At 57.2% G+C, this 24,242-nt stretch carries 23 protein-coding genes; 14 read left to right on the forward strand and 9 right to left on the reverse strand.

The window, feature by feature from the left end:
- Positions 1–7: 7 nt before the first annotated feature.
- The 3 genes from EU556_RS15570 (at position 8) to EU556_RS15580 (ending at position 1,834) form a co-directional block, all read left to right on the forward strand.
- The gene (locus EU556_RS15570; RefSeq protein WP_135435068.1) at positions 8–727 is read left to right on the forward strand and encodes a VIT1/CCC1 transporter family protein; all 720 of its coding nucleotides are present in this window, start codon (positions 8–10) and stop codon (positions 725–727) included.
- 61 nt (positions 728–788) lie between these two features.
- Positions 789–1,241, forward strand: a complete 453-nt coding sequence (locus tag EU556_RS15575) for a hypothetical protein (protein WP_135435069.1) — start codon at positions 789–791, stop codon at positions 1,239–1,241.
- A 65-nt stretch (positions 1,242–1,306) separates the two neighbouring features.
- Entirely contained in the window at positions 1,307–1,834 is a 528-nt protein-coding gene (locus EU556_RS15580) for an MOSC domain-containing protein (RefSeq protein WP_135435070.1), read from the forward strand.
- 15 nt (positions 1,835–1,849) lie between these two features.
- Here the strand turns inward: EU556_RS15580 and EU556_RS15585 are convergent, their stop codons facing one another.
- Positions 1,850–2,281 carry an OsmC family peroxiredoxin gene (locus tag EU556_RS15585; RefSeq protein ID WP_135435071.1) on the reverse strand — a complete coding sequence of 144 codons (432 nt, stop codon included), beginning with the start codon at positions 2,279–2,281 and terminating at the stop codon, positions 1,850–1,852.
- Between the two features lie 419 nt (positions 2,282–2,700).
- On the opposite strand from EU556_RS15585, the gene EU556_RS15590 reads away from it, so the two are divergent.
- Positions 2,701–2,901 carry a hypothetical protein gene (locus EU556_RS15590; RefSeq protein ID WP_135435072.1) on the forward strand — a complete coding sequence of 67 codons (201 nt, stop codon included), beginning with the start codon at positions 2,701–2,703 and terminating at the stop codon, positions 2,899–2,901.
- A 110-nt stretch (positions 2,902–3,011) separates the two neighbouring features.
- On the opposite strand, the gene EU556_RS15595 is transcribed toward EU556_RS15590, so the two are convergent.
- The 3 genes from EU556_RS15595 to EU556_RS15605 form a co-directional block, all read right to left on the reverse strand.
- Positions 3,012–4,412 (reverse strand): RtcB family protein, encoded by a 1,401-nt coding sequence (locus EU556_RS15595; RefSeq protein WP_135435073.1) that lies wholly within the window; start codon positions 4,410–4,412, stop codon positions 3,012–3,014.
- Between the two features lie 1,280 nt (positions 4,413–5,692).
- Positions 5,693–6,535, reverse strand: a complete 843-nt coding sequence (locus tag EU556_RS15600; RefSeq protein WP_135435074.1) for a TIGR02452 family protein — start codon at positions 6,533–6,535, stop codon at positions 5,693–5,695.
- Positions 6,536–6,615: 80 nt separating this feature from the next.
- Positions 6,616–8,184: a TROVE domain-containing protein gene (locus EU556_RS15605; RefSeq protein ID WP_135435075.1), complete on the reverse strand. Its 1,569-nt coding sequence runs from the start codon at positions 8,182–8,184 to the stop codon at positions 6,616–6,618.
- A gap of 1,149 nt (positions 8,185–9,333) precedes the next feature.
- On the opposite strand from EU556_RS15605, the gene EU556_RS15610 reads away from it, so the two are divergent.
- The 3 genes from EU556_RS15610 to EU556_RS15620 all read left to right on the forward strand — a co-directional run bounded on the left by EU556_RS15610 (position 9,334) and on the right by EU556_RS15620 (position 11,835).
- Positions 9,334–9,804: a hypothetical protein gene (locus EU556_RS15610; RefSeq protein WP_135435076.1), complete on the forward strand. Its 471-nt coding sequence runs from the start codon at positions 9,334–9,336 to the stop codon at positions 9,802–9,804.
- Positions 9,805–10,001: 197 nt separating this feature from the next.
- A complete protein-coding gene (locus EU556_RS15615; RefSeq protein WP_135435077.1) occupies positions 10,002–11,120 on the forward strand; it encodes a sensor histidine kinase in 1,119 nt (372 codons plus the stop codon).
- Entirely contained in the window at positions 11,098–11,835 is a 738-nt protein-coding gene (locus tag EU556_RS15620) for a LytR/AlgR family response regulator transcription factor (RefSeq protein ID WP_135435078.1), read from the forward strand. Before EU556_RS15615 ends, EU556_RS15620 begins: the two co-directional genes overlap by 23 nt.
- Before the next feature lie 208 nt (positions 11,836–12,043).
- Here EU556_RS15620 and EU556_RS15625 read toward each other — a convergent pair whose 3' ends face one another.
- Together EU556_RS15625 and EU556_RS15630 are read right to left on the reverse strand one after the other, a co-directional pair.
- Complete coding sequence (locus EU556_RS15625; RefSeq protein WP_167855594.1) at positions 12,044–13,372, reverse strand: DUF4270 family protein; 1,329 nt, start codon at positions 13,370–13,372, stop codon at positions 12,044–12,046.
- Positions 13,365–14,363 (reverse strand): Kelch repeat-containing protein, encoded by a 999-nt coding sequence (locus tag EU556_RS15630; protein WP_135435080.1) that lies wholly within the window; start codon positions 14,361–14,363, stop codon positions 13,365–13,367. Before EU556_RS15630 ends, EU556_RS15625 begins: the two co-directional genes overlap by 8 nt.
- A gap of 397 nt (positions 14,364–14,760) precedes the next feature.
- Between EU556_RS15630 and EU556_RS15635 the strand changes: the two genes are divergently transcribed.
- Positions 14,761–15,663 (forward strand): histone deacetylase family protein, encoded by a 903-nt coding sequence (locus tag EU556_RS15635; RefSeq protein ID WP_135435081.1) that lies wholly within the window; start codon positions 14,761–14,763, stop codon positions 15,661–15,663.
- Between the two features lie 87 nt (positions 15,664–15,750).
- Complete coding sequence (locus EU556_RS15640; RefSeq protein ID WP_135435082.1) at positions 15,751–16,773, forward strand: J domain-containing protein; 1,023 nt, start codon at positions 15,751–15,753, stop codon at positions 16,771–16,773.
- 18 nt (positions 16,774–16,791) lie between these two features.
- On the opposite strand, the gene EU556_RS15645 is transcribed toward EU556_RS15640, so the two are convergent.
- Both EU556_RS15645 and EU556_RS15650 read right to left on the reverse strand, forming a co-directional pair.
- Positions 16,792–18,249, reverse strand: a complete 1,458-nt coding sequence (locus EU556_RS15645; RefSeq protein WP_135435083.1) for a phytoene desaturase family protein — start codon at positions 18,247–18,249, stop codon at positions 16,792–16,794.
- A 105-nt stretch (positions 18,250–18,354) separates the two neighbouring features.
- On the reverse strand, positions 18,355–19,236 hold the full coding sequence (locus tag EU556_RS15650; RefSeq protein ID WP_167855595.1) for an alpha/beta fold hydrolase: 882 nt from the start codon (positions 19,234–19,236) through the stop codon (positions 18,355–18,357).
- Positions 19,237–19,535: 299 nt separating this feature from the next.
- On the opposite strand from EU556_RS15650, the gene EU556_RS15655 reads away from it, so the two are divergent.
- Positions 19,536–20,006, forward strand: a complete 471-nt coding sequence (locus EU556_RS15655; RefSeq protein ID WP_210116305.1) for a hypothetical protein — start codon at positions 19,536–19,538, stop codon at positions 20,004–20,006.
- Between the two features lie 405 nt (positions 20,007–20,411).
- Here EU556_RS15655 and EU556_RS15660 read toward each other — a convergent pair whose 3' ends face one another.
- Positions 20,412–21,176: an XRE family transcriptional regulator gene (locus tag EU556_RS15660; RefSeq protein WP_135435086.1), complete on the reverse strand. Its 765-nt coding sequence runs from the start codon at positions 21,174–21,176 to the stop codon at positions 20,412–20,414.
- Between the two features lie 189 nt (positions 21,177–21,365).
- Between EU556_RS15660 and EU556_RS15665 the strand changes: the two genes are divergently transcribed.
- The 4 genes from EU556_RS15665 (at position 21,366) to EU556_RS15680 (ending at position 24,057) form a co-directional block, all read left to right on the forward strand.
- Entirely contained in the window at positions 21,366–21,761 is a 396-nt protein-coding gene (locus EU556_RS15665; protein WP_135435087.1) for a type III secretion system chaperone family protein, read from the forward strand.
- Between the two features lie 129 nt (positions 21,762–21,890).
- Positions 21,891–22,595, forward strand: a complete 705-nt coding sequence (locus EU556_RS15670) for a PspA/IM30 family protein (protein ID WP_135435088.1) — start codon at positions 21,891–21,893, stop codon at positions 22,593–22,595.
- A gap of 358 nt (positions 22,596–22,953) precedes the next feature.
- Complete coding sequence (locus EU556_RS15675; protein WP_135435089.1) at positions 22,954–23,616, forward strand: DUF1449 family protein; 663 nt, start codon at positions 22,954–22,956, stop codon at positions 23,614–23,616.
- Between the two features lie 39 nt (positions 23,617–23,655).
- Positions 23,656–24,057 carry a PH domain-containing protein gene (locus tag EU556_RS15680; protein ID WP_135435090.1) on the forward strand — a complete coding sequence of 134 codons (402 nt, stop codon included), beginning with the start codon at positions 23,656–23,658 and terminating at the stop codon, positions 24,055–24,057.
- The last annotated feature ends 185 nt before the right edge of the window (positions 24,058–24,242 follow it).

A 24,242-nucleotide genomic window follows, 5' to 3' on the forward strand; every position in this document is an offset into this window, starting at 1 on the left:
GACCCTCATGCCACACGTTCACGCTACGCACCCCCACCCCGAAGACCATCTCACAAGCTCCGCCATGCTCCAGGACATCGTGATAGGCCTATCGGATGGCCTAACGGTACCGTTTGCGCTGGCGGCCGGGCTGAGCGGGGCCGTTAGCTCTTCGGCCCTAGTCATAACGGCTGGGCTGGCCGAAATTGTGGCGGGCTCCATTGCTATGGGGCTGGGTGGCTACCTCTCGGGCCGAACTGAGGTAGAGCATTATGAGTCGGAGCTGGCGCGGGAGTACCGCGAGATTCAGGAAGTACCGGCCGTTGAGCGCGAAGAGGTGCGGGAACTCCTGCAGGAAATTGGCTTGTCACCGGCCACGGTGGAGCAGGCCGTGCAGGAACTCACTGCCGACTCCGATCAGTGGGTGAAGTTTATGATGAAGTACGAGCTAGGCCTAGAAAAGCCAGACCCCAAGCAAGCCCCCAAAAGTGCTGCCACTATTAGCCTGGCCTACGCCATTGGGGGCTTGATTCCATTGAGCGCCTACTTTTTCACGACCACTCCTGACGAGGGCTTATTGTGGTCGGCGGTGATTACACTGGTGTGCCTGTTTGTTTTCGGGTATCTGAAAAGCCGCCTCACGGGGCAGCCTCCAGTATGGGGTGCTCTCAAAATGGCTGGAACTGGGGCGCTGGCGGCTGGCGCGGCCTTTTGGGTAGCTCGGCAGTTTCAGCCCCACGAAGGATAATACTGGCCTAGCCGCCGCTTACCTTTGCTCATCAGTGGCCTACCGTGCCGCCACCCCTAGCATGAATGAAGCTCATCTGCACCTGCTGCTCAACCACGTACCTATTCTCGGCAGTCTGTTTGGCTTGGTAACCCTGGCAGTAGGCCTGTTACGCTCCGATGCCAGCGTGATGCGCACGGGCCTCATAGCCCTGCTAGGAGCCGCTGTGCTCTGTTTACCGGTTCAACTCACGGGTGAGGGTGCGGAAGAAGTTCTGCAAGGCCTCCCTAATATATCAGCCTCTATTATCAATGCCCACGAGGAAGCCGCCGAAGTAGCGTTTTGGGTGCTGGAGCTAACGGGTGCTCTGGCTATACTGACGCTGCTGCAAGCTACGCGCACTCAGTTGATGGCCCGCCTTGTGTTAGCTAGTGCGGTGCTGAGCTTTGTTCTGCTGGCGTGGGCAGGCAGCCTGGGCGGACAAATCAGTCACCCGGAGGCCCGGGCCGGTTTTGTGGCGCCATCGGTTGAGTGAACAGTCGTAACGTAAGCAACTGGTCAGCAGTATAGTTCTTTTTATCACTTTTCAGTTTCCCAGCTATGGCATTCCCCTTCGTTGGCAACTCCTCCTCCGCCATTGGCCAATTGCTCGCCACGCTGCCCCAAACTGGCCGCTTGGAGTGGATAGGCCTACGCCCCGTCCGGCGAGAACCCCTGCTTTCAGTGCCGGAAGCCACCGTTGAAACTGACCGCCACTTGGCCGGCGACCATGCCCGCCCGCGGCCTGGGGGCAAGCGGCAGGTTACCCTTATTCAGCACGAGCATCTGGCGGCCGTGGCGGGTTATCTAGGCCACCCCTCTCCCATCGACCCCGGCCGCTTGCGGCGCAACTTATCCGTGAGTGGTATTAATCTGCTTTCCCTCAAAAACCGCCGCATCCGGATTGGGGAGGAAGTAATTCTGGAAATTACGGGTGAGTGCCACCCTTGCTCCCGCATGGAAGAAGAATTGGGCCCGGGGGGCTATAATGCCATGCGGGGTCACGGTGGACTCACGGCCCGTATCCTTATGGGAGGCACAATCAGGGTTGGCGACCAAGTGCAGGTAATCACCGACGAGCCCCAGTAGGCCACTCTTACTGGCTCAGACGGTAACGCTAGGAATCAGAAAGGCCTCACAGCGAATGGAAGCGTTGAGTAACTTCGAGACCGGGCAATTGGCTTGCGCGTCGGCCACTAACTCCTGAAACTTTTCCTCCTTCATACCGGGTATCTGCGCCTCAACTACCAGCACTGATTCGCGGACCAAGCCCTCCTCCATCACGATTTCGCAACGGGTATCAATGCGGGTAGCCACGAAGCCCGCAACCTGCAGGTTGAAGGCCAACTTCATGGACAGGCAGCCCGCGTGGGCGGCAGCAATTAGCTCCTCTGGGTTCGTTCCCGAGCCATTAGCAAAACGCGTTGTATAAGAATACGGGGTGCTCTTGAGTACTTCACTCGTTGTATTCAGTTGGCCGTAGCCATCCGTCCCTCTTCCGTACCAATGGGCGTTAGCAACGCGATTAATCGACATAAAGTATGCTATTGTCTAGAGTGCTATTCTACTCTACGAAAGTAATACAATAGGCCTTCAGAATAACCATTAGGTATGCCTACAGCCACCTTAAGGAGAAGTTGGTTCTGCAACCAGCCTGATTGATGTACCCACCTGATTTTCTGCAACCTAGCGAATTGAGCTTTTACAACACAGTATGACAAATCATATACACCTCATTATCTATGGTTTAGCTATCAGCGTTAGCGCTTGCTCTAATTTTTTTCCATTTTCTTAAATCTATTATATTTTTTACTCCGTAGTTATAACTGAACGGCCGGGGGCTACCTATCTACTCAGCCCCCGTGCTTGACTGTCCTTTCTATATTCTATCCTGAGGCCTCACACCTAGCCCAGGTTCCACAATTAGTGTCTATTGCTAACGCTTCTAGATTCGTATGGGACCTACCTCACCATCCTCCACCCTACCCGCCACAGCGGTAGCTCTACTTTTACTATCGAGCGGACTGCTCACCCTGCCAGTTTGGACCTCTGGCCGTTTCCGGTTGGCACAGCCTTTCCCCGGTTCTTCCGAAACCGATACGGCCGATGAGCAATCGGTAACCGCACGTTTACGCAATCGTCGGCACCGCTTCTAAGAGAAGCAATTGGCCGAGAGGCATTCTGTGATTTTTCAACAAAAAAGCGGCGCTACTCCGGTTGGAATAGCGCCGCTTTTCTGTTTTGTCACTGGCCTAGGCCAGGGGTCTTAGGCTCCGTCCATGCGCACGATGCGCGGGGTGAATGAGCCAAGCACGTCTACCAACTCCTGTTGGCTCTGCATCACGGCCCGGATGTCTTTGTAGGCCTGGGGTGCCTCATCCACGCCCCCACCAATCAGCTCGATGCCGTGCTGCTGTAGGTAGCGCCGTACTTCGGCCTCGCCCAGTTCCTGCTTGGCACGGGTACGCGACATGGCTCGGCCCGCCCCGTGCGAAGCCGAGGCCAACGACTCAGCATTGCCGCGGCCCCGCACAATAAAGCCGGGCGCCGTCATCGAGCCGGGAATGATGCCCAGCACGCCCGCCCCAGCGGGCGTGGCACCCTTGCGGTGCACTACCACCTCGCTGCCATCGGCCAGACGTTCTTTCCAAGCGAAGTTGTGATGGTTTTCCACTTTCGCCAGGGGCCGCTCGCCGAGGGCTTTGGCCAGGCGCTGATGAATCTGGTGGTGACAGGCTGAGGCGTAGTCGCCGGCCAGGTTCATGGCCGCCCAGTATTCCTGCCCAGCTTCGCTTTCCAGGGAGAGCCAAGCCAGGTGCTGGGCTTCGGCAGGCAGCTGGCACACATCCTTCGCCAGCTTGGTGTAATGGTTTGCCACGCTGGCGCCTAGGCCCCGCGAGCCGGAGTGCGAGAGCAGCCCCACGTACTGGCCTACGGGCACGCCGAGTTCATTCTGTGGGTCAAGAATGTCGACGATACCCCACTCTACGAAGTGGTTGCCGGAGCCAGAAGTACCAATTTGCTCGGCGGCTGTGCCCTGCTTGTTGCGCAGGAAGGCAATATCCGTAAACTCGTCGCGCTCCAATACGGCGTGGTCTAGCTTCTGGCCACGCTGGAAGCCCTGACGGTTGCCGAAACGGGTGTTGTCGAGCAGGAGCTTACGCATTTCCTGCACCCGCTGCTCAAGGTGCTTGGGCGGCAGCGCAAACACCGACAGCGCCATGCGGCACCCAATGTCCACACCCACGGCGTAGGGAATTACTGCATTATCGGTGGCCAGCACGCCCCCGATAGGCAAGCCGTAGCCGTGGTGGGCGTCGGGCATGAGGGCTCCGGCCACCGTCACGGGCAGCTTCATGGCCGTTTCCATCTGATGAATGGCGCCCTGCTCGATGTACTCGGGTCCGAACACGGCGTAGGGCTTGCGCTCGGTGAGGGCAATGTGCCGGCTGGGCGCGGGCAGTAAGGCTGCGGCCGTATGGCTCCAGTCGAGGTGAGTAAGGTAGGTTCCGGGGTCAGCCAGCAAGCTTTTGAGCAGGGTGAGCTGATCGGTTTGGGAGAGTTTTTTGAGGTGCTTGCGCTGCAGTTGCGCCAGCGCGAGCCCAATGGCGCGGCCTTCGGGGAAGCCAAGCTGCCGAAGGTCGTTGCCACGTAATTGAGAAGCCATAACGAATGAAATTGAAGCTAGCAGATAGGCCTAGTGGCTTGTGCTGCAGATAAGATGAGGGGCCGGGCGCTAGTAAGTGCGGCGCCGGGTGGTAGTTGTAGTATCGCGTTGGCGGAACATGATAGCAGAGAGGGTAAGGACTGGCCTAGGCCAGTGAGTGGAGGAACGATAGTTAACGAATAGAGAATAGGTAGCACTGGCTACTGGCCTAGGCCAGCCCGCAACCATAATGGAATACTCGGAAGGGTGAAAAACGAGACGCCGAGTGGTTTTTCAGACGAAGTAAGGCGGCTCTACGACACCTTCCGGTTTTTCCAGTATTTCTTCCTTTAACCTAACGGGGCAACAAACGCGAAGCCTCCAGAGTGTGCTCTAACCAACTGAGCTACTGCCTTGCGGCAGGTGGGACTTGAACCCACGACCCCACCGTATCAAACGAAGTATGGCTCCGCTACGGCACCCGTTAGGTATAAGAAAAACTGCATGAGGCAACAAACGCCAAGCCCACATATCCTGCTCTACCAGCTGAGCTACAGCCGCTACCGAAGCAACGGCCGGTGGGGCTCGAACCCACGACCCGGGCAATCAAAATGCGAAGTAAGGTCCGACTACGGCACTCACGCAGGTAAAAACTATCAGGGTAAAATGCGGCCAGTGTGTTTATTAGCGCGTCTACCAATTTCGCCACCAGCAACCAGAGCTGCCGGGCAGGGCTCGAACCTGCAATTCCTGTCGGAACTATCTCGAAGTAGCACTGGCCTACGACACCTGATGTGGAATAGAATATCTTACACTTTATAAGAGAATACCATTTGCCGGGGCAAATAAGGCCAGCGGTGGCCGAAGCCATTCTTGCTCTACCAACTGAGCTACAGGCCTAGATTACGATTAGGGCAGGCCTGATACGATTCGAACGTATGACCCGAAGGAACGCTAAGCAACGGCACCCAGCAGGGTAATAGTACCGACTGAACTCACCAACTCAGGGCTACAGGCGGCAGGCGTGTCATCCGCGGCCGAGGCCACGGAAGGGGATTCGAACCCTGGCAAAACGTGCGTTTTGCTTCAACCAAGCGAAGTATCGCCCGCCTACGGCACCTGAGGTATGGTGAGTCAGCCGGGTTGGAACGGCCGCCGAAGCAACTAGGGCTCCGGCTCAGCACCGTTCCGGCCGACGGCTGCCATTACGGGGTCAGCCGCCTTCCCAATATCAAAAACGAAAAAGTCATCTTATTTATTGAATGCTTGGTAGCATAAAGTGGAACATCGATTTTATGCTGCTACTTAAAAATGGCTAGTTTCTGCTCAAACGCCTGCAACGTGGCGTGCGGCGGCTTAGGGTCGAAGATGGCAAAGTCGAGCCGTTGGAAACGCCCCCGAATGGCTGGCTCGGCCAAGGCCTCCGCTAACAGCTGTGCAATCTGAGCGGGCTCGTTGCCGAACACCCCGCAGCCCCATGCCCCAAGCACCAGTGCTTGAATGCCGTGCCGGGCTGCCACGGCTAACACCAGCCGGAGCCGCTGTCGCATCACGGGGACCAATTGCGGCAACAGGTTTGGCGAGTTCCGACGCAGTGCTCCGGCATTTACGGCAGGCGCCGTAATCATGTCCAGCGCAAATGGCTCCGGCAACCACTCCCCGTTTTCGCCTCTGAACACCGGCACCCCAGGCGGATACACGAGGTAGTCGCTGTAGAGGCCCGTACTGGCAGGCCTAGCGTTATACGAGTACATTTCCTTGAACTGCGTGAGGCAAGGATACAGGCCTGAAGAGCGCGCCAGGCTTTCTTCTTGGGCCTGACTACCGCTCAGAAATCCGCCGCCGGGGTTGCGCGCCGAAGCGAAGTTCAGGCAGCCAACCCGCTCGAACTGCTTGCTCAGTGCTGCCGCAGCTTCTAGGGTAGTGGCCTGATAAACCTGCACTTCGGCCGGAGAATCTACGGGCTGTGCAAATTCCGCCAGTAACGCTGGCACATCCTCGGGTCGGTAGAGCCGACTGCCATCTTGAGCCGCTTTCTGCATGGCGTCTAGTTGTACTAGTTGGCCGTTAGCAGCTGAATAGGAGCCTTGCTCTACCGCGGTAAGGGTGTCATGCGCAATCTGCTGTCGGGTCTCACGATTCATGTGTGAAGAAAATATCGGGCAGTAACCCGGAAGTGGCGGCAGCTTTTACTAGTGTCTAGGCCACTTCCGGGGCCGCATATTTATAGATCAATGGCCTCGATTTCGGTGAAGGCGGAGCCGCCGTTTTCGAGGGCTGCCAACACGTCGAACACTTTATCCGACCAGCCGGCAATTAGGGCCACGCCATACTCCGGGTGCACCTGCAGAGGCGCGGTGCCATGGCCCGCCAGGTCAAAGAGGTAGAGGCGGGCGGTGGGTGCCACCGTGCGGCGGTACTCGGCCCACTCTTTCGCCACGCTAGTGCCGTTGAAGTGCGTATTCCACAACTGGCAGTCGGTGAACATCATAACCTTGTCGACCACTTCGCGGCGCTGGCGCAGGTCTTCAATCACGAGGTAGCCATTGGTGCTGTAGCCTACTTCGCCTTCGCGCTTATAGAACTCCTCTACGTTGCGCAACACGGGTCCGCGGGGCAGCGCCAAACGCTTCCAGGTGTTACCGAACATGCCGGTTACCACGTTCTGGCAGCGGCTCTGCAGCAACATACCCAGCACCAGGCCTACATCGTAGTGCAGCACTTTGCTGCGCGCCGAGATGGGGTGCTGCATGGAGCCCGACACGTCACAGGCAACTACCACGCGGGTATCAGGCCCGAAACCGCGCAGGTTGGCGGCGCTGTGGCTGATGGCCGTTTCCAGGGCCGCTAGCACGTCGGCGGCGGGATTGGGGCGCAGGTTCAGCTGGCTGAGCAAGGTAGATACCACGCCCGTTTGCAAGGCCTTTACCTCGCGGTACGCGGCCAGGAAACGGAAGGGCAACTGCTTGCTGCGCGCCACGGCCCGCTCATCGGCGAGGGTAGCACACACTTGCTCCACCAGCTCGGGTGCCACGCCGGCTTCCAGGATGTTGCGCAAGTTGCGCAACAAGGCCATGTAGCCCACTTTGCCGCTGCCAATCAGTTCCTCCCATTTCTGGCGGAAGGCGGCGGTGCGGTCGGCAGGCGTGGCGTATTCCGCCTGGCCTAGCGCCGACAACTCGGTTTCCCAAGTGTAAGGCGTTGGCAGGGTGCCAGCCACTAACTGGTTGAACAGAACTTGCTGGGCCTCATTCTGGGGCGTGGGGTGCACTAGAAACAGCGCGTCGCGGAGGCGCACTGCTCCGGCCCGGTCATACTTGGCCAACTGGTAGCCATCAAACCGGTTGAAGCTCTGGGCCAGGCCTTTCTGCAGCTGCTTCGAGAGCCGGTTGAGGACTTTGGTTCCGCTCCGCCCGTTGGCGTGGGCGTAGTAGGCCAGTAGCTCCGTGATTTCATCGGCGCGCTGCACCACGCGGGCCACCAAGCGGCTCACGAGGTTGTCGCCACGGTGCAACCGGGCCAGCTCCACGCACAGCACCAAGGGCACCGAACGCAAGTGGAGCCGCTCACGGGCATATATGGCCAACCGAGCCACAAACAGCGCGTCGTTTTTCGCCACCAGCTCCCGCAAGCGTACCAAGCGGGTGTCGGCTTTTTCGTAGAACTGGTCTTGCAGCGCGGCCGTAGCCACCGCGGCGTAGAGTTCCAAGGCGGGCGTGAGGGTGTAGGCCGCTGCCCCGGCGTGGTTTACGGTATCAGGTTGAGGAATGCGAGAAGTAGTATTGAAACGCATAACAGGTAGGATAAGAGCGAGCGGATGGGAAAGCTCTGCACGTCATGTCGAGTTGGTTGAGGCATCTCGCCTGCTGACGTGCGCTGTAGTAATGTGCTTACTCATGAGCGAGATGTCTCGGAAAAACTCGACATGACGACACGGAGCGCAGGCTGTTCTTCAACAGCTTCGGCTAACAGAACAGGCGCGGTTTACGCCTGCTTGATTTCCTGATTAGTGGCAGGTAATTGTTCTTCTTCCGTAGGCCAGTCTATTGCTAGCTCGTATTCAGAAAGGCGGAATAAGTCGTACATACAAGCAATATTTTAACAGTGAGAAAACAATTATTTAATACAGTAAAGGCATAGTAATTCCAGCACGAATAAATTAATTATTTATTCGAATATCGGATATGAAAAAAGCCCGACTTTTTGAGAAGCCGGGCTTTTTCCAGGATACATCACGAGAAATTTACCTACGTGAATTGTCCAACGAAAAATCCCGGTCGCACCACTTCCCCTCACGACTATCAAGCCGTTTATCCTGGGGCTGGCATAATGTGCAATTCAGATATGAATGCATGACCGTGGGGATGGTTTAGGGTGAAAAACAAGCGACCCGAACCTGTGGGGCTCGGGTCGCGGAAGTGTCAGAGGAGGCCTACTGCTACTTAGCTATACCGAACCGCGCATGAAACACACGGCTTCATCTCGTCTTGGCTAATGGTAAAGTTTGAGTGGCGTAGCATGGCGTTGTGTTGTTTTGGTGTGACAAATATGAAAGGAGTTTCCCTATATACCAAATATGAGTTGAAAATATTTTTAATTATTTTATTCCCACCACATGCAACTCTGCATAGTTAATTACTTAAACCATGCTTTAAACAATTTAAACAGCATTTATGGAGATTATTCAGACTGATAATAAATTTTAAAATACTATTCAATTGAACCCATTCCCCATATCAAGCCTGTGCTACACCTAGGCTCTTGCAGTTCTTTTCACTCCATAGGCAGCCGACGCATCTTCGGTTCTGAGGATGGGAGAAATAGGCAGCTCGGTCGATGATTCTGGGGCGTTAGTAGATACTACTTCCGGTCGCTGATAGCACCAAGTAGGTTTGGGAAGATGTAGCTTGAAATCGGGCTACTTTCCTTTAACCACTCTTGTATGCGCAAGCTACTTGCTGCTTCTCTCTTCGTTGGCGCCCTGGCCGGGGCCACCCTTTCGGTAACCGCTCAGGACCAGACGGCGCCTTCTACCCAGAAGGTGAAAGCCCAAAAAGACAAAACCAAAATCAAAGGCGACAACACCGCTGCTCGTCCGAAAGGCCGTGGCCCCAGCGGCCCTGGTGGCCGCGGCAACATGCTGGCCGAAATGACCAAGGACCTAAACCTGACCGCAGACCAGCAAACCCGCGTGAAAGCCATTCAGCAGGAGCAACTGCAGCAGATGCAAGCTATGCGAGAGCAGGGCTCCGCGGGCGGCGACCGGCAGGCCATGATGACACAGATGAGTAGCCTCGACGAAAGCACCGACACCAAGCTCAAAGCCGTCCTGACGCCGGAGCAATTCCAGAAGTACCAGGCCAAGAAGCAGGAGCGCATGCGTGACCGTCGCCCCGGTGGTGGCGCCAAGTAGTAGCACCTGCTCTCCTTGCTGATCAGGTCGCACCGCATTCGGCCCCAGAGGATCTTTTCACGCCTGCCGTACTGGCCTAGCCAGGTTATGGCCGGTTTGATAAGATCCTTTTTGGCGTCGGAACAAACGGCTACGCGTAGAGCATACATTGTCAACCTCCTCCTGCCGGAGCGTATACCCACTAACTTGAGCCCTGAATGGCAGCTTCCCTTCCGATAGTAAAAACGAAAACCACCTGGCAGCGCGCCTGGACGGTGGTCATTCACGTGGCTTCTTGGGTGGGAGTGGCCACTATCCCGCGGCTGCTCTCCACTAATCCACCGCCCTTCCAGCTAAGCTTCCTCATCCCTCCCCTCCTGCTGGCCGGTTTCTTCTACCTGAACTACCACATCCTGATTCCGCAGCTGTTTGCAAAGCGGCGGTTCCTGGCGTATTTTGGGGTGGTACTGGTGTTGCTAGGCCTGTTCTACTGGCCTTTTATCTCGCGCGCCACTGGTATCACGAAACGCCCTCCCCGCCGTCCTCGCACGGAAATAGTAGTGAACCCCGCTGAAACGCCTGGGCAGCCGGCCCGCACGCGGCCTGTGCACTCGCGCCCACCCCAGGGCATCTGGATGATTGGGATTCTGGTCTGGATTATCAGTAGTGGCCTACGTATTACGAGTGAGTGGTTTGAAACCGAACGAGCCCGGCGGGAGCTGCAAAACAACCACCTTACCGCCGAGTTGGCGTTTCTGAAGTCGCAGGTCAGCCCGCACTTTCTGTTCAATACGCTTAACAACATTTACTCGCTGGCCCAACTCAAGGCCGATGAAGCACCAGAAGCCATTCTGCAGCTCTCTCAGCTGATGCGGTACATGCTGTATGAGTCGGCGGCGCCGCGGGTGCCGCTGGAGCGGGAGGTGGCCTACGTGCGTACGTATATGGACTTGCAGCGCCTGCGCCTCACGCCCGAGCAAGCCGATATCAGCTTTACGGTGGAGGGCAACCTCAACGGCTGCATGATAGAGCCCATGCTGCTGATTCCGTTCGTGGAAAACGCGTTTAAGCACGGTATCAGCGCCCGGCACCACTCGCGGATAGCCGTGCACCTGGCCGTGGCAGGGCAACAGTTGCAGTTCAACGTCACCAATACCCGTTTCCCGGAAGCCAAAGCCGACCACGACCCCAATTCGGGCATTGGGCTGCCTAACGTGCAGCAGCGCCTAGCCCTGCTCTACCCCGACCGCTACACCTTACAACTAGACCAAACGCCCACGGAATATGCCGTGGCTTTAACCCTGACCCTGGCCTATGCTCCGCTGCCTGTTAGTTGATGATGAACCCCTGGCCCTGCGCCTGCTCACGAGCTACGTGGAGCGCGTGCCGTTTCTGGAGTTGGTGGGCACCTGCCGCAGCGCCCTAGAAGCCATGACGGTGCTCCAACAAGAAAGTGTGGATGTGCTCTTTCTGGATATTCAGATGCCTGACCTCACGGGCGTAGAGTTTGTGCGCACGCTCCGCCCCGAGGCGCTGGTCATCTTCACCACGGCCTACGAGGCATACGCCCTGGAGGGCTTCAACCTCAATGCTGTCGATTACCTGGTCAAGCCCTTTGCTTTCGACCGCTTCGTGCAGGCCGCCCAGAGAGCCCAGGACCGCCTGCAGGCCCGTCGTCCTATGGATGCCGCCGCTCCTACCCCAGCGCCGCCTGTTGCGCCTGCTCCGGCCGATGACTTCATCTTTGTGAAGGCTGATTACCACACGCAGCGCATCAACCTGCGCGACATCCGCTACCTGGAAGGCCTCAAAGACTACATCAAGATTTACGCCGGTGCCAAGCCCGTGCTCACGCTCAACTCCCTAAAGGCCTTCGAAGACCGCCTGCCCTCTCAGGACTTCGTGCGCGTGCATCGCTCCTATATCGTAGCGCTGAGCTGGATCGACTCCATCCGCAAAAACCGCATCTACCTCGGCGACGCCATCATCCCCATCGGCGACTCGTATGCTGATGCTTTCCACAAACTCATCGAGGAGCGCAACATGCACTAGCTGTGATTGAGTGAGGGGAGTGAATGGGGATGAAGAAATAAAAGGTAAATGGTTACCGTAAACGCACGTCATCCTGACGCAGGAAGGATCTTATCACGTGAGCACTAGGCACTAGGCCAGTGGTTTTTTCATGACAAGACCCTTCGCTCTGCTCAGGATGACGTTTCGTTTTACCCCATCCCTCATTCACCATTTGACGACTTCACCGTTACTGCACCCGTGTGAGGTAGAGGCCTAGGCGGATGGGGTTGGTGGTGTGCTTGGTGCCGCCCAGTACTACCCGCTCTGGGGTGGCCGCGGAGTTGGGGGCTAGCAGTATGCCGGTGTTCTCTATTCGCCGGTCAAGCACTGCCTCCATATAGTGCGTGAGGGAGAAGGTGTAGCTGCCTTGCTCTAAGTTGGTTTTGATAGAAGTGGAGCGGGCGTAAGCCGCCGTATTGGTGCTGCCGTCAAGGTTGGTGAGATAGGCGCCCGAATGGTTACCGCGGTCGGTGAGTTGGGCAGTGAGGGCGCTAGGCGCCGTCAGATACTGATTTTCGGTGCCGGCTACGGTTTCGAGTGTGAGTTGGGCCGAGTTGAGTACCCAGGTACCTGTCAGGTTTTTCAGATCAAGCAGATAGGGCACTTCCACCTTCGTTTGCAGGCCTAGGCCACCCTGAATGTAGGCTTCGGCAGCCGTGCGGGCACTAAGCACCGCCTGACGGGTGGCGGTTAGGGAACTAAGCAACGTTGCGCGGCGGTCAGTCTGCAGCTGGTAGAAATGTCGCGCACCACTTTCACCGGTGAAGCTATACTGCAGGGCCTCACTGGGCGCGCTGGGCAGGTGATAGTACAGCCGCAATGCGGTTTCGCTGGAAGCGGCCGTAAAGCGCAGCAGAGCAGCATTATCCGCCGCCGATGGCGTGAGGGCCAGGCCCGGCAGCCGGGCCTCCAGCTCCCCGTCGGTGCTGAGCTGCCGGTTGATACCGGCCGTCAGCAGCTCCTGGCCCAGCGCCGCATCTAAACGGATGCACAACGAGCCCAGCACTGGCCTAGCCCGGAAGCTACGGGTGCCCAACGAGGTAGCGGCGTACGCCCGGCTATTGAAGGCATAATACGTAGTGTTGGGCCGGAGGGCTTCCGTGAGGCGGTGTACCTCTAAGTGTTGCACCCGGGTGGTATCGCCGTAGCGGTACGTATCGGCGGGCAGCACCAGCACCAGCGAGTCGAACTGAGCAGTGGCCTCGGGGGTGAAGGCACTGCTGCCCAGGCCCAACCGCAGGTAGCTGCGGGCGGTAATGGTACCCAGGCGGTCGTCCTGGTACTGGCCTAGCATGAGGTAGCTGCTGGAAGACGTCACTACCGAATCGACGAGAACCGTGGAAGTACGCACCGTGAGCGTATCGACGTACACCGTGCCCGTCACCTTATTTACCTCCCGCTCCCCTTCTAGGCCAGTAGTGGTTTCGCAGGCCGCGAGCAGCCCCGGCAGCGCCAGAACCAGTATGGCTCCGGCGCGCCGGAGCCATTGCCGGCAAGTAGATAGGAGCTTACTCACTTTCGGTGTCGGGAGCAAGTTGCCAAAAATCATCGAGGCGGGTGCTGCCCGTAGTGCCCAGGCCTACGTAGCCCAGGTCGCCGAGCCCAAAGCCAATGGCCTGGGTACGTGCGGCACCTTCAAAGCTGGTTTTTTGCGTCCAGGTGTCCTCAGAAGGATTGTACACCCAACAGTCGGAGAGGTTGCCACTGTTGGTTCCCAGGGCCACGTAGCCTTGGTTATTAACCACGAAGCTTACGGCGTTGGTGCGGGGCAGGGCGCTGTAGTCGTAGTCCTCGTCGGTGTTGTTGGTGAGGGTGCGGCGCTCCGTCCACTGCTCGGTAGCGGGGTTGTAGGCCCACACATCGGTCTGTACTAAGCCATTATCGGAGCCAGTTAGGATGTAGCCAGTGCCATCGAGCGTGAAGGCCACGGCGCCCAGGCGCTTGTTGCCGCCAAAGCTGGGCTTCTGCGTCCAGGTATCAGTGCTAGGGTCGTACTGCCAGAAGTCTTTCTTGAAATTCCCATCGTATCCAGTCCCGATGTAGCCTTTGCCGTCGATGGACAGGCCTACGGCGGCGTAGCGGGCCGAGCCGGCAAAGTCTGCCTTTTGCGTCCACTTGTTGGTGGCGGGGTCGTACTGATAGAAATCCTTGAGGCGGTTCACGCCATCGTAGCCCGTGCCCACGTAACCCTTGCCACCGGCCTCAAACGCCACCGCCTGATAACGGGCCACGCCGGGGAAATCGGCAATCTGGCGCCAGGTGTTGGTAGCGGGTGTGTACTCCCAGAAGTCTTGAAACTTGTCGGTGCCATCGGTGCCCAGGCCCACGTAGGCCTTGCCGTTGATGGTAAAGCTGACGGCTGCGCTGCGGGCCAGTCCTTCAAATTGGGAGCGGCTGGTCCAGTCGCCCACTATCTCGTCGTCGGGGTCAGTGTCGTCGTTGTTGCAGGCGGTCAGGTTCCAGGTGAGTAGCAGCAGGAGCCACAGCAACAGGCGGGGTCGTTTCATAAAAAAGTAGGTTGATGTTTGACCGGGAGAGCCCCCGGTTTGCTCGGCAGGTTGCACTAAAAAGTTGCCCCTAGGCCACTGCAAACGTATTTCAGCCCTCGCGCCTCCTGCAATTCTCTCTACCAACCCGGCACTTCCACAGACGACCTGGTTGTTTCTATCGGCAGAACAGGCGCGAAAAAAAGTGTGGTTTTACTGAAAAAAGTTTGAGAAATGCAGCTTGACCTCTTGTCACAACTCAGCTTCATCAGCCGGCAGCCCACACGCTCAGCCGTTCAAAAGTCAAATGCGCTTCTTTCTTACCGGCGGTACCTAGCTGACTCTCGCCACTCCCCGTGGCGTTCTATCGTACGCTACCTTTCCACCCATCTTACTCGCCCGCTCCTGCCCTTTTCCAATGCCTTGTCTTGCCTCTTCGGAACGCTACAGTATCTCCTTGCCCAATGGTCACCGCTTTCCCATCGCTAAGTATGAGCTCATTCGGGAGCAGTTGCTGTGGCAGGGCATCGCGCCGCCCAGTGACATCTATGACCCTGGCCTGGCAGCTGAAGAGGACATTCTGCGGGTACATTCTTCCGACTACTGGTACCGTGTGCGGGACCTGCAGCTGACGCCCGCCGAAGTACGCCGACTAGGCCTGCCCCAGAGCCCGGAGCTAGTGCGCCGCTCCTTGAGCAGCGTGGCCGGCACCGTAGAATCGTCGCGGCGGGCCCTGCGCGATGGTATTGGGATGAGTCTGGCCGGCGGCACCCACCACGCCTTCCGCGACCGGGGCGAGGGATTTTGCGTGCTCAACGATATTGCCGTGGCAGCCGCCCGCCTGCTCCACCACCGCGAGGCCCAACAGATTCTGGTGGTAGACCTAGACGTGCATCAGGGCGACGGCACGGCCAGCATTTTCCGGAATGAGCCACGCGTGTTTACGTTTTCCATTCATGCCGGGGCTAATTACCCGCTGCGCAAAGAGCAATCTGACCTTGACGTTCCTTTAGATTTAGGTACCGAGGACAACACCTACCTGCACATTCTACAGAACACACTGCCCAAGCTGCTAGGCCAGGTCAAACCCGATTTCATCTTCTTTCAGGCTGGCGTTGACGTGCTGGCTACCGATAAGCTAGGCAAGCTAGCCCTCACTCAGGAAGGCTGCCGCCAGCGCGACGAGCTAGTCCTCAGCCTTTGCCACGAGCACCGCATCCCAGTAGCCGTGAGCATGGGCGGCGGCTATTCTGAGCGCTTGTCCGATATTGTCGATGCCCACTGCAACACGTTTCGAGTGGCCTACGAGGTGTTCGGGTGAGGTTTTGGCCGCCTGTCATTCCTAACTCTACTCGGAATGACAGCGCTGAACTAGTCATGCCATTTCATGACACTCTACCTTTGCCTTATGAATCTGCACAACCCTACAACCGACCTTCCCGCTGCTAGCTCTTTGCCCATCTCGTCTCCGGGTGAAGCGGTGGGTACGCCCACGCAGCAGGCTTTCCGGGAGGCTGTGGCCCAGGTAGAAGGGTTGCGGCAGCGCCTGCGGGAGTTGCAGGTAGAGCAAGCCGAAGCACGCCGACGCTACTGGCAGCAAGTGGGCCCGGCCGCCGAGGCAGTAGTACAAGTGCGGCAGCGGCTGTTTGCCCCCTTGGAAGAAGCGCTGCTCCTCGGGTTCTTCAGCCGGGCTGAGGAGCAGCAAATTTCGGGCGTGATTGTGGGCAATGCCCGTTCTCTGCAGGATCGGTTTGGGGAAGATGCCGCCGACATGCTGCGCAAGTATGCCCCGCGCCGGCGCGCCGACCCAGATGAGGACGATACGCCCCCAGCCGCCGAAACAAGCAGCGAGCAGCCGGCCATTGATCCTACCCTGCCCCCGCACGAGCAGGCGGCCCAAGCAGCCAGGGCCCGCCGTAAGTCCAAAGCCCAAAAGGCCCAGGATGCCGCCGAGCAGGCCGCCCGCGATCAGCAGCAAAGCCTGCTTTCCAACACCAAAACCCTCTACCGCCAGCTGGCCCGCGCCCATCATCCCGACCTAGAGCGCGACCCAGTCGCCCAGCAGCAAAAAACCCTGCTGATGCAACGCATCACGGAGGCCTACGAAGCCAACGACCTTTACACGTTGCTGCAGCTATTATCCGAATCGGCGCCTACCTCCTCCACCGACGATACCGTATTAGCCCGCTACACTCAGGCCCTGCATCAGCAGCAAACAGAGCTTAAGCAGCAGCTCAACGCCCTCAAGTACGGCGACAATGGCTTTTCGGGCAGCACCGGCAAGAAGCGGGAGCAGGAAATACGCCACCTCAAGCGCCACCTGCGTGCTGAGGCCGAATACTTGGAGCACGTTTTCCGCCTCATTCAAGAGCCGACTGGCCTACGCGAGGTGCTAAAGGAACTGGCCGCCGAAGGCCACGAAACGATATAGCGCTAGGCCAGTCGGCAGCTACTTTCCTTCCTGATACAGCGGCGGCACGGGCAGCTTAAATACGTCTTTCAGAGCGCGGCGGGCGGCGTGGTACCCGCACATGCCGTGCACGCCCCCACCAGGCGGCGTAGAAGATGAGCACAAGTACAGCCCCGGCGCCGACGTACGGTAGGGCGACGCCCGCAGGGCCGGGCGCGTGAACAGCTGGCCTACATCGAGCGTACCGCCGTTGATGTCGCCGCCCACGTAGTTGGGGTTGTGCTCCTGCATTTGCACCGTATCGAACGTATGCCGGCCGATGATTTGGTCGCGGAAACCGGGGGCAAAGCGTTCTACCTGGCGTTCAATGGCATCGGTCATGTTTACGCGGGAGCCGTTGGGCACGTGGCAGTAAGCCCAGGCCGTGTGCTTGCCGGCAGGGGCACGGGTGGCGTCGAACAGACTTTGTTGGGCCAGCAGCACGAAGGGCCGCTCGGAGTGCTGTCCCTGCGAAATGGCGTGCTCCCCAGCCTGAATTTCCTCCAACGTATTGCCCAGGTGCACGGTGCCGGCCTGGGCGCACTGGGGCGCAGTCCACGGAATCGGCCCATCCAGCGCCCAATCAATTTTATACACCCCCCAGCCGTAGCGGTAGCGCCGGAGCTGCCACTGATAGATGGCGGAAAACCGATGGCCCGCAATCTGCAGCAGTTGGGCCGGCGTTACGTCAAATAGTACTGCCCGCGCCGACGGCAGCTGGTTCAGACTCTTGACATAAGTGTTAGTCTCTACCTGGCCGCCCAAGGCCCGGAAGTGCGCCACCAACGCATCGGCAATAGATTGGGAGCCACCCTTGGGCAGAGGCCAGCCTTTGCGGTGAGCAGCAATCAGCAACACCAGCCCAATGGCCGCAGTAGTGGGGTTGGTAAGGGGCTGAATGGAGTGCGCCGCCATACCGGCAAACAGCCCGCGGGCTTCCTTGGTCCGGAAACGCCCCGCCAGCATAGTAGCCGGCTGCAGCGCCGACAACCCAAACTGAGCCATATCTAGCGGGTGGCGCGGAATGCTCAGAGGTGCCAGCACGTCCGGCGCAATGCCGGGCCAGGCTTGCACCAGCGGCTCCAGCAGTTGCTGGTAGGCGCGCTCATCTTGGCCTAGACTACGGGCGGTATCAGCCAGGGACGTAATAACTGCGGCGGCCGTGCCATCGTCGAAGGGGTGAGCCGCTGCCACGGGGGGCGTGATGTACTCCAGGCCGTACTGAGCCAGCGGCAGGGTTTGAAAATAAGGAGACGCTGCCGCCAACGGGTGAATGGCCGAGCAAATGTCGTGTCGGAATCCTGGTAGCGTTAGCTCTGCTGTGCGTAGACCACCACCCAACGTTTCTTTGCCTTCGAGCAGGAGCACCGAGAGCCCAGCCTGCTGTAGCACAATGGCCGCAGCCAGCCCATTCGGCCCCGAGCCTATTATTACTGCATCATACTCTGGCTTATTCATGCACGAAAACCTGTAAAACTAAACGCAGCTAGGCACTACGGCGCGCCGCCCTGATAGGTAAAGACTTCCTGCCCCGGAATGTTCAACCCGCAACTGTGCCGGCAGTTAGGCCAGAAACTCCACCAGCTGCCTGATTACGCCCGCGTCACGCATTACCCCGTTGTGGCCTAGCCCAGTGGTAGGCCGGAAAATAAGGGTAGGCCAGTTGTTAGCAATTTCCTCGGCTTCCGCAAACGGAATGCTTTCATCGGCGAAGTCGTGCACCAGCAGTGCTTGGTCTACGGGGAGGGTACGGCCCGTTCGAATGAGGCTGAAGCTTTCCGCATCGCGGCCGTGCTGCTCCCGAATGTAGCGGTGCATGCGCTGTACTACGGCTGCGGGCACATGCAGAAACTGAGCAAACCGCTGAGCTACGGCCGCAGTGCTGCCCGGAGCCGCCAGCAGCACCAGCCGGGCCAGCCGACCCGTGGTGGTGCGGTTAAATTCTACCGGAATGCCAGCGGTGGCAGCCGCTCCTAGGGAGTGGGCTACCACGGCGTACAACTCCCCTGCTTCGTCGGCTACGGCCTGCACAGCCCTGGCAAAGGCCGGCAAGGTAGTGCGGCGGCCCGACGAGGCTCCGTGGGCGGGCCCATCAAGCGCCAGCACCCGAAAGCCAGCCGCCACCAACCCGCGCGCCATTACGCCCCAAAAACTGGCCCGGTGCTCCCACCCGTGCACAAGTAGGATTGTGCGCGCACCCTGCGGATTCCACTCATACACGGCAATGGCCCCGCGGGCCGTACTAACCCAATACTGCCGGGCTTCCGCCACGGCCGCCGCTTCCCAATTTTTTATGGGTAGCCGGCGTGGGGTAGTAAACAGGCGCCAGGCCGCTCCAAATGCCAGCTCAGTCGAAAGCGCCGACAACAGGCGAAACTTTAAGCGCAACAATCTAAGGGCGGCCGGCACGGCGGGTTGCTTGGCAACGGAGGCAGTAGTGCTCATTGTAAAACAAAAGTACATATAGAAATCCTGCAACAGGATTTTACCGCTTTGCGGCCAGCTTGTTCCGCTGCTTTTTCACCCTACTAGCATTACCGTACTGTTAAGCTACCGGAAAACATTGTGGGTAGATAAGTTTTTCCTATACTCACACTGCCAAAGTTCATTATTCCCCTCTTCAGCAGCATTTTCATGCCTTATTCGCATTTTAAATTGGGTTTAAATTTGATCGGCTGCTAAATCCATTAACCTCCCCTTGCTCGTACATCACTGCTCTTCCTTTCACGCTCTTTCTTTTTTGAATGATTTTAACTCTACCCGCCATAAGGGCTCAGTTTTTAGCTAGCTCTTCCTTACTTCGCTTTCAGTGGAACACCACTTGTACCAACCTGCAGGGTTTCCGGCAGGGTATGGACTGTGTTGCTCAGCTTATTGAGCAGAAGAACATCCGCCAAGCCTTGGTCGACATGAACGACCTCCCCAGCATGGGCCTCGACGACCAGTTTTGGGTTACTACCACGTGGCTGCCCCGCATTGCAAAAGGAGCCATTCAGCGCGTAGCCTTGGTACTGCCCATGCACAATATGTACAACCAGCTAATGGTGGAAAGCATGGTGCGCTCAGAGCGCCACATCATGAGCTATGACATTCAGTTTTTCTCCAGCACCGCTGAAGCGGCCGATTGGCTGTTGGGCGACCAGCCTCCTATGCTGGCCGCATTACACTCTGAATGGCCTTACTCAAACAATGTTAGCGCGGCGCTAGCAAGCTAGAGGCAGAGAACAACAAACGCTGGCTGTTACCTGTGGAGGTAGGCAGCATGGTGACATGTAGGGTTAAGTGGCCAAACGCAATGGCCTAGCGGGTACCGTGTGCGGTAGAAGAATGGGCCGAAAGAAGTAGGAATAAGTAGAGAGCAAAGGTGCGAGCATAACGAGCCAACTGGGTAGCGGGCAACCAAACTGACGCTCTATCTAGCATCCCATCAGGTAAAACAGTTGCCTTAGCTTTTAGCTGCAACTACAGTAGTTGTAACGAGGCTAAAGGCTGCCTTAATGTGGAGTCTATAGGTAAATACCAGCCACCAACACTTATAGGAGTTAAGAATACCAGTAGAGCCGTTGCTCAGTAAGTCATCTACTACTGTGGGCAGGCAAACCCGACAAGTAGCACGTAACCTAGGCCAGTCTTGCTAGCACTTCCTCAAGCTGCCGCTCTAGCTGCGACACACGTTCCTCTAACAAAGCTGGTGCCCGCAAGTGGGTACTGAAGCTCCCATGCACTTCCCAGATTTCCAGGGCATCTGTGAGCAGTAAATCTTGCACCGGATAATCGGGGTTGTCGGCTCGTAATTTGAGCAATCCGTGGGATTGTTGCTCACTAAGGCGGCGCACCAATAGACGGCTTTGGGTTACGAAAGCGTAGAGGCGCCCTAAGTGAAAGCGTGGATTGGCCTTATCAAGGTGGCAGCAAAGCACCACATCTTGGTGACGAAGGGTGGGCTGCATATCGGCCCCAGTAAGTTCAAATGCGCGGGTGGTAGGCCCCAGATTGTGCGGAAAGGTGAGCGTCGAAAGCTCATCAATAAACGCCGTATCATGGTGTTGCACAATATATTCCAGCATGCGGGCAGCCGGTACATATGGCGTAAGGTGGGGCTGCCGGTCGGCCTTTGCCTGAGGGGCGGCTGATTCAGCACCCGCTTGCTTGTATAAATCGAAATTGTAGAGCTCGTTTACGGTCAGCTCTTTCGTAAGTAGCAAGTCAACCGATAAGCCAAAATGCTGAGCAATCTGGATCAGCGTCTCCATCTTTGGCTCAGAGCGCCCTTCTTCGTATGCCCCTACGCTAGGCCTAGCCAAGCCAAACAACTCGGCAAAAGCCGCCTGACTCAGCTTTTTAACCGTTCTTAGCTTGCGGATGTTCTTCCCAACGTTCGACATACGGAGAAAATATTTTTAGCTCAAACTTTGAGCAATATGTAAACTTTACTTACAATTGCATCGTAAAGCTACTACATAACTGCTAACACCTTTCTCCCGACTCTATTTTTTTGAGCATTATAGTTGCACTAGTGATACTAGAGTATCCACACAATACATTACTTACCGTAAACTTTCACACGCTTTCGAATGGCCAACTCCTACTTTCTCAAAGTCAAGACATTCTTACTAGAGCTCGGCTTCGACATTCGGCACCAAGAGGAGGCCAGCAATTTGCTGGTGGTAAGCAAGCCGGAGTTGGGCATTGAGCACATGGTGATAGGGTGCGGTGAGCCCCTGCTGATACTGGAGCAGCATCTGCTGGATTTGCCTGGTCCTAGCTGCGAAGTGTATCAGCAGCTCCTGCAGAAGAACCGCGACATCATTCACGGCGCCTTTGTGCTCGACGATACGGGCCGCAAAGTCATCTTCCGCGATACGCTGCAGCTCGAACACCTCGACCGGCCCGAGCTGGAAGCGGTATTCAATTCGCTCAGCCTCCTCCTCAGTGAGTTCAGCGACGAGCTGATTGCGTTTTCCAAGTAGGGAATCGGGCACTTAAAAGCTAAGGACTGGCCTAGGTTCCGTTGATTTCACGCGGCCCCAGCTCCGCAACTTATCTACTTACAGGCCATCACCACTGATTATCAAACCGATAGTGTAAGCCCCCACGCCATGAACCTTTTTAACCGCATCTTCAAAATAGGCCAAGCCGAAGCACATTCCGCTGTCAACCAGCTCGAGGACCCCATCAAAATGACTGAGCAAGGTCTGCGCGACCTGCGCCAAGACCTCGACAAGAGCTTGCAAGGGCTGGCGGAGGTGAAAGCTATGGCCATCCGGGCCCGTAATGAGGCCGCAGCGGCTCGCGCCAAAGCCCTTGACTACGAAGGCAAGGCCGTGCTCCTGCTTCAGCGGGCACATAAAGGCGACCTGTCCGCGACCGAAGCCGACCGCCTAGCCAGCGAGGCACTCATTAAGAAAGCCGAAAATGAAGCCCAGGCTACCAGAGCTACGGCCGAACAGGAGAAGTTCGAAAACTCGGCCAGCCAGTTGGAGCAAAATGTGCAGCAGCTTAAGTCTACCATCAGCCAGTGGGACAATGAGCTTAAAACCCTGAAAGCCCGCGTGACGGTGAGCACGGCTACCAAGACCATCAACCAGCAGCTGGCCAAACTTGACTCTTCCGGTACGGTAGCTCTGCTGGAGCGCATGAAGGAGAAAGTAGCCGTAGAAGAAGCCCTGGCCGAGTCGTATGGGCAACTGGCCAATGAGAGCAAGACCATCGACCAGGAGATTGACAAGGCCCTAGGCCAGTCGGGAGCTAGCAAAGCCACTCACGACCTGCAGGCGCTAAAGGCGAAGCTCGGCCTGGAGTAGTAAGGGTAATTTGGCTGCATATACTTATATCAATCCTATCTGTATCCTGATGAACAAGCAAGAGCACTACCTACGAATTCTATCTATGGCACTGATAGTTGGAGGTGTTGTGCTCCAGATTTTTCACAGCACTGACTATGGCAGCGGGCATTTGTACACCCTATTTGGGTTTATGTTTAGCTTAATCGCCTATGTCAATTACTCCACTAGGCTGAAAGCGGAAAATGAGGAGTTGCGCCAGAAGTTGGAGACACGACAGGAGCCCTAGAACTGTTGAGGTTTCTCCGCAGATTTTCCTGTTCTTGCTATCGCAAAACGGCGCCTGGCCTAGCCGCTCACCGCTTAGCATCCTTCCTCCATGACTGAACTTCTACACGCCGCGGTTTCGCCGCCCAACCTCGCCCCCACGGCCTTGTTGGTGTTTGTGCTGCTGTATTGGCTTACAGTGATTGTGGGGGTGCTCGATTTAAAATCTGTAGATCTGGACGTGGACACGCACCACGATGCGCACCTGGGCCATCATGCTGCCGTAGGCCACGCTGAGGCACCTGGCATCGGTTGGCTCAACCACGCACTGACCTTCTTCAACCTGGGGCGGGTACCGCTGATGGTGTTTCTGAGCTTTGTGGCGCTAACGTGGTGGGTGGGCAGCCTGCTAATAAACTACTATCTCCACAATGAGTCGGGGTTGCTAGGCCTGCTCCTGTTATTGCCGCTGCTGGTCGTGAGCTTGCTCGTGGCCAAACTCCTGACGCTGCCCTTCGTGCGCCTGTACGCCGCCATGGAAAAAAGCCACGACGGCGGAGAGCGGCCCCTCGGGAAAGTGTGCACGGTATTGTTGCCTACCACTGCCTACCGGCTAGGCCAGGCCAGCGTGCAGCCCCTAAGTGGCTCGCCCCTAATGTTGAACGTATTAGCAGCCTCTCCTACCGCCGAGCTGCGCAAAGGTGACACGGCCCTGGTAATTGACTTCGATGAGCAACGCCGCTGTTATCTTATTGAGCCATATGAGCTTCATTAGCGCAACGTTGTATATTACATTAACATAGCTTAGATAGGTATGAGCCAGGTATTTAAATCAAAAATCAGCTGGTGGCTATTTGCCCCACTATTCAGTATCCTAGGTTTCTTTTTACTGTTATCTTTCGTGCAGCAACGTTGGGTTGCTAGCCTAGTGGTGCTGGCAATAGCCGCACTGCTAGTGTACCTGCTGGTTACTACATATTATATCCTCACGCCTACGGAGCTTATCATCCGTTCAGGACCTATCCATATTCAAGTGCCACTCAGTAGCATACGTAGCGTTATTCCTACCCGTAATCCTCTCAGCGCCCCGGCCCTGTCGCTCGACCGACTGGAAATTCGCTATGGCAAGTACGACTCGGTGTTGATTTCCCCGGCTAATCATGCCGACTTCCTCACCGCCCTGCATCAACTCAACCCCGCGTTGCGCCATGCTTGATCTGTTGCTGAATCTGAAGGCCTTTTTGCACTGGCTAGGCCAGTTCCTCTTCGACGGCGCTTTGGCCGAGTTTTTCGACCGCATTGCGGAGCTCCTTTTTCCTTAAAACAACTCTGCTAAGCCACGTAGCACCTAAGCTGGTGCCGGTGCAAGCGCGCAAAGATCAGACTCAATATAATCCTATT

Source organism: Hymenobacter fodinae (assembly GCF_004745825.1).
Taxonomy (GTDB): Bacteria; Bacteroidota; Bacteroidia; order Cytophagales; family Hymenobacteraceae; genus Hymenobacter; species Hymenobacter fodinae.

Coding starts and splice junctions, on each gene's coding strand:
- EU556_RS15635 (WP_135435081.1), top strand. CDS start 14,761: ATGCCTTGTCTTGCCTCTTCGGAACGCTACAGTATCTCCTTGCCCAAT.
- EU556_RS15615 (WP_135435077.1), top strand. CDS start 10,002: ATGGCAGCTTCCCTTCCGATAGTAAAAACGAAAACCACCTGGCAGCGC.
- EU556_RS15600 (WP_135435074.1), bottom strand. CDS start 6,535: ATGAATCGTGAGACCCGACAGCAGATTGCGCATGACACCCTTACCGCG.
- EU556_RS15675 (WP_135435089.1), top strand. CDS start 22,954: ATGACTGAACTTCTACACGCCGCGGTTTCGCCGCCCAACCTCGCCCCC.
- EU556_RS15645 (WP_135435083.1), bottom strand. CDS start 18,249: ATGAATAAGCCAGAGTATGATGCAGTAATAATAGGCTCGGGGCCGAAT.
- EU556_RS15630 (WP_135435080.1), bottom strand. CDS start 14,363: ATGAAACGACCCCGCCTGTTGCTGTGGCTCCTGCTGCTACTCACCTGG.
- EU556_RS15650 (WP_167855595.1), bottom strand. CDS start 19,236: ATGAGCACTACTGCCTCCGTTGCCAAGCAACCCGCCGTGCCGGCCGCC.
- EU556_RS15580 (WP_135435070.1), top strand. CDS start 1,307: ATGGCATTCCCCTTCGTTGGCAACTCCTCCTCCGCCATTGGCCAATTG.
- EU556_RS15595 (WP_135435073.1), bottom strand. CDS start 4,412: ATGGCTTCTCAATTACGTGGCAACGACCTTCGGCAGCTTGGCTTCCCC.
- EU556_RS15585 (WP_135435071.1), bottom strand. CDS start 2,281: ATGTCGATTAATCGCGTTGCTAACGCCCATTGGTACGGAAGAGGGACG.
- EU556_RS15680 (WP_135435090.1), top strand. CDS start 23,656: ATGAGCCAGGTATTTAAATCAAAAATCAGCTGGTGGCTATTTGCCCCA.
- EU556_RS15575 (WP_135435069.1), top strand. CDS start 789: ATGAATGAAGCTCATCTGCACCTGCTGCTCAACCACGTACCTATTCTC.
- EU556_RS15620 (WP_135435078.1), top strand. CDS start 11,098: ATGCTCCGCTGCCTGTTAGTTGATGATGAACCCCTGGCCCTGCGCCTG.
- EU556_RS15610 (WP_135435076.1), top strand. CDS start 9,334: ATGCGCAAGCTACTTGCTGCTTCTCTCTTCGTTGGCGCCCTGGCCGGG.
- EU556_RS15665 (WP_135435087.1), top strand. CDS start 21,366: ATGGCCAACTCCTACTTTCTCAAAGTCAAGACATTCTTACTAGAGCTC.
- EU556_RS15590 (WP_135435072.1), top strand. CDS start 2,701: ATGGGACCTACCTCACCATCCTCCACCCTACCCGCCACAGCGGTAGCT.
- EU556_RS15570 (WP_135435068.1), top strand. CDS start 8: ATGCCACACGTTCACGCTACGCACCCCCACCCCGAAGACCATCTCACA.
- EU556_RS15660 (WP_135435086.1), bottom strand. CDS start 21,176: ATGTCGAACGTTGGGAAGAACATCCGCAAGCTAAGAACGGTTAAAAAG.
- EU556_RS15640 (WP_135435082.1), top strand. CDS start 15,751: ATGAATCTGCACAACCCTACAACCGACCTTCCCGCTGCTAGCTCTTTG.
- EU556_RS15670 (WP_135435088.1), top strand. CDS start 21,891: ATGAACCTTTTTAACCGCATCTTCAAAATAGGCCAAGCCGAAGCACAT.
- EU556_RS15655 (WP_210116305.1), top strand. CDS start 19,536: ATGATTTTAACTCTACCCGCCATAAGGGCTCAGTTTTTAGCTAGCTCT.
- EU556_RS15605 (WP_135435075.1), bottom strand. CDS start 8,184: ATGCGTTTCAATACTACTTCTCGCATTCCTCAACCTGATACCGTAAAC.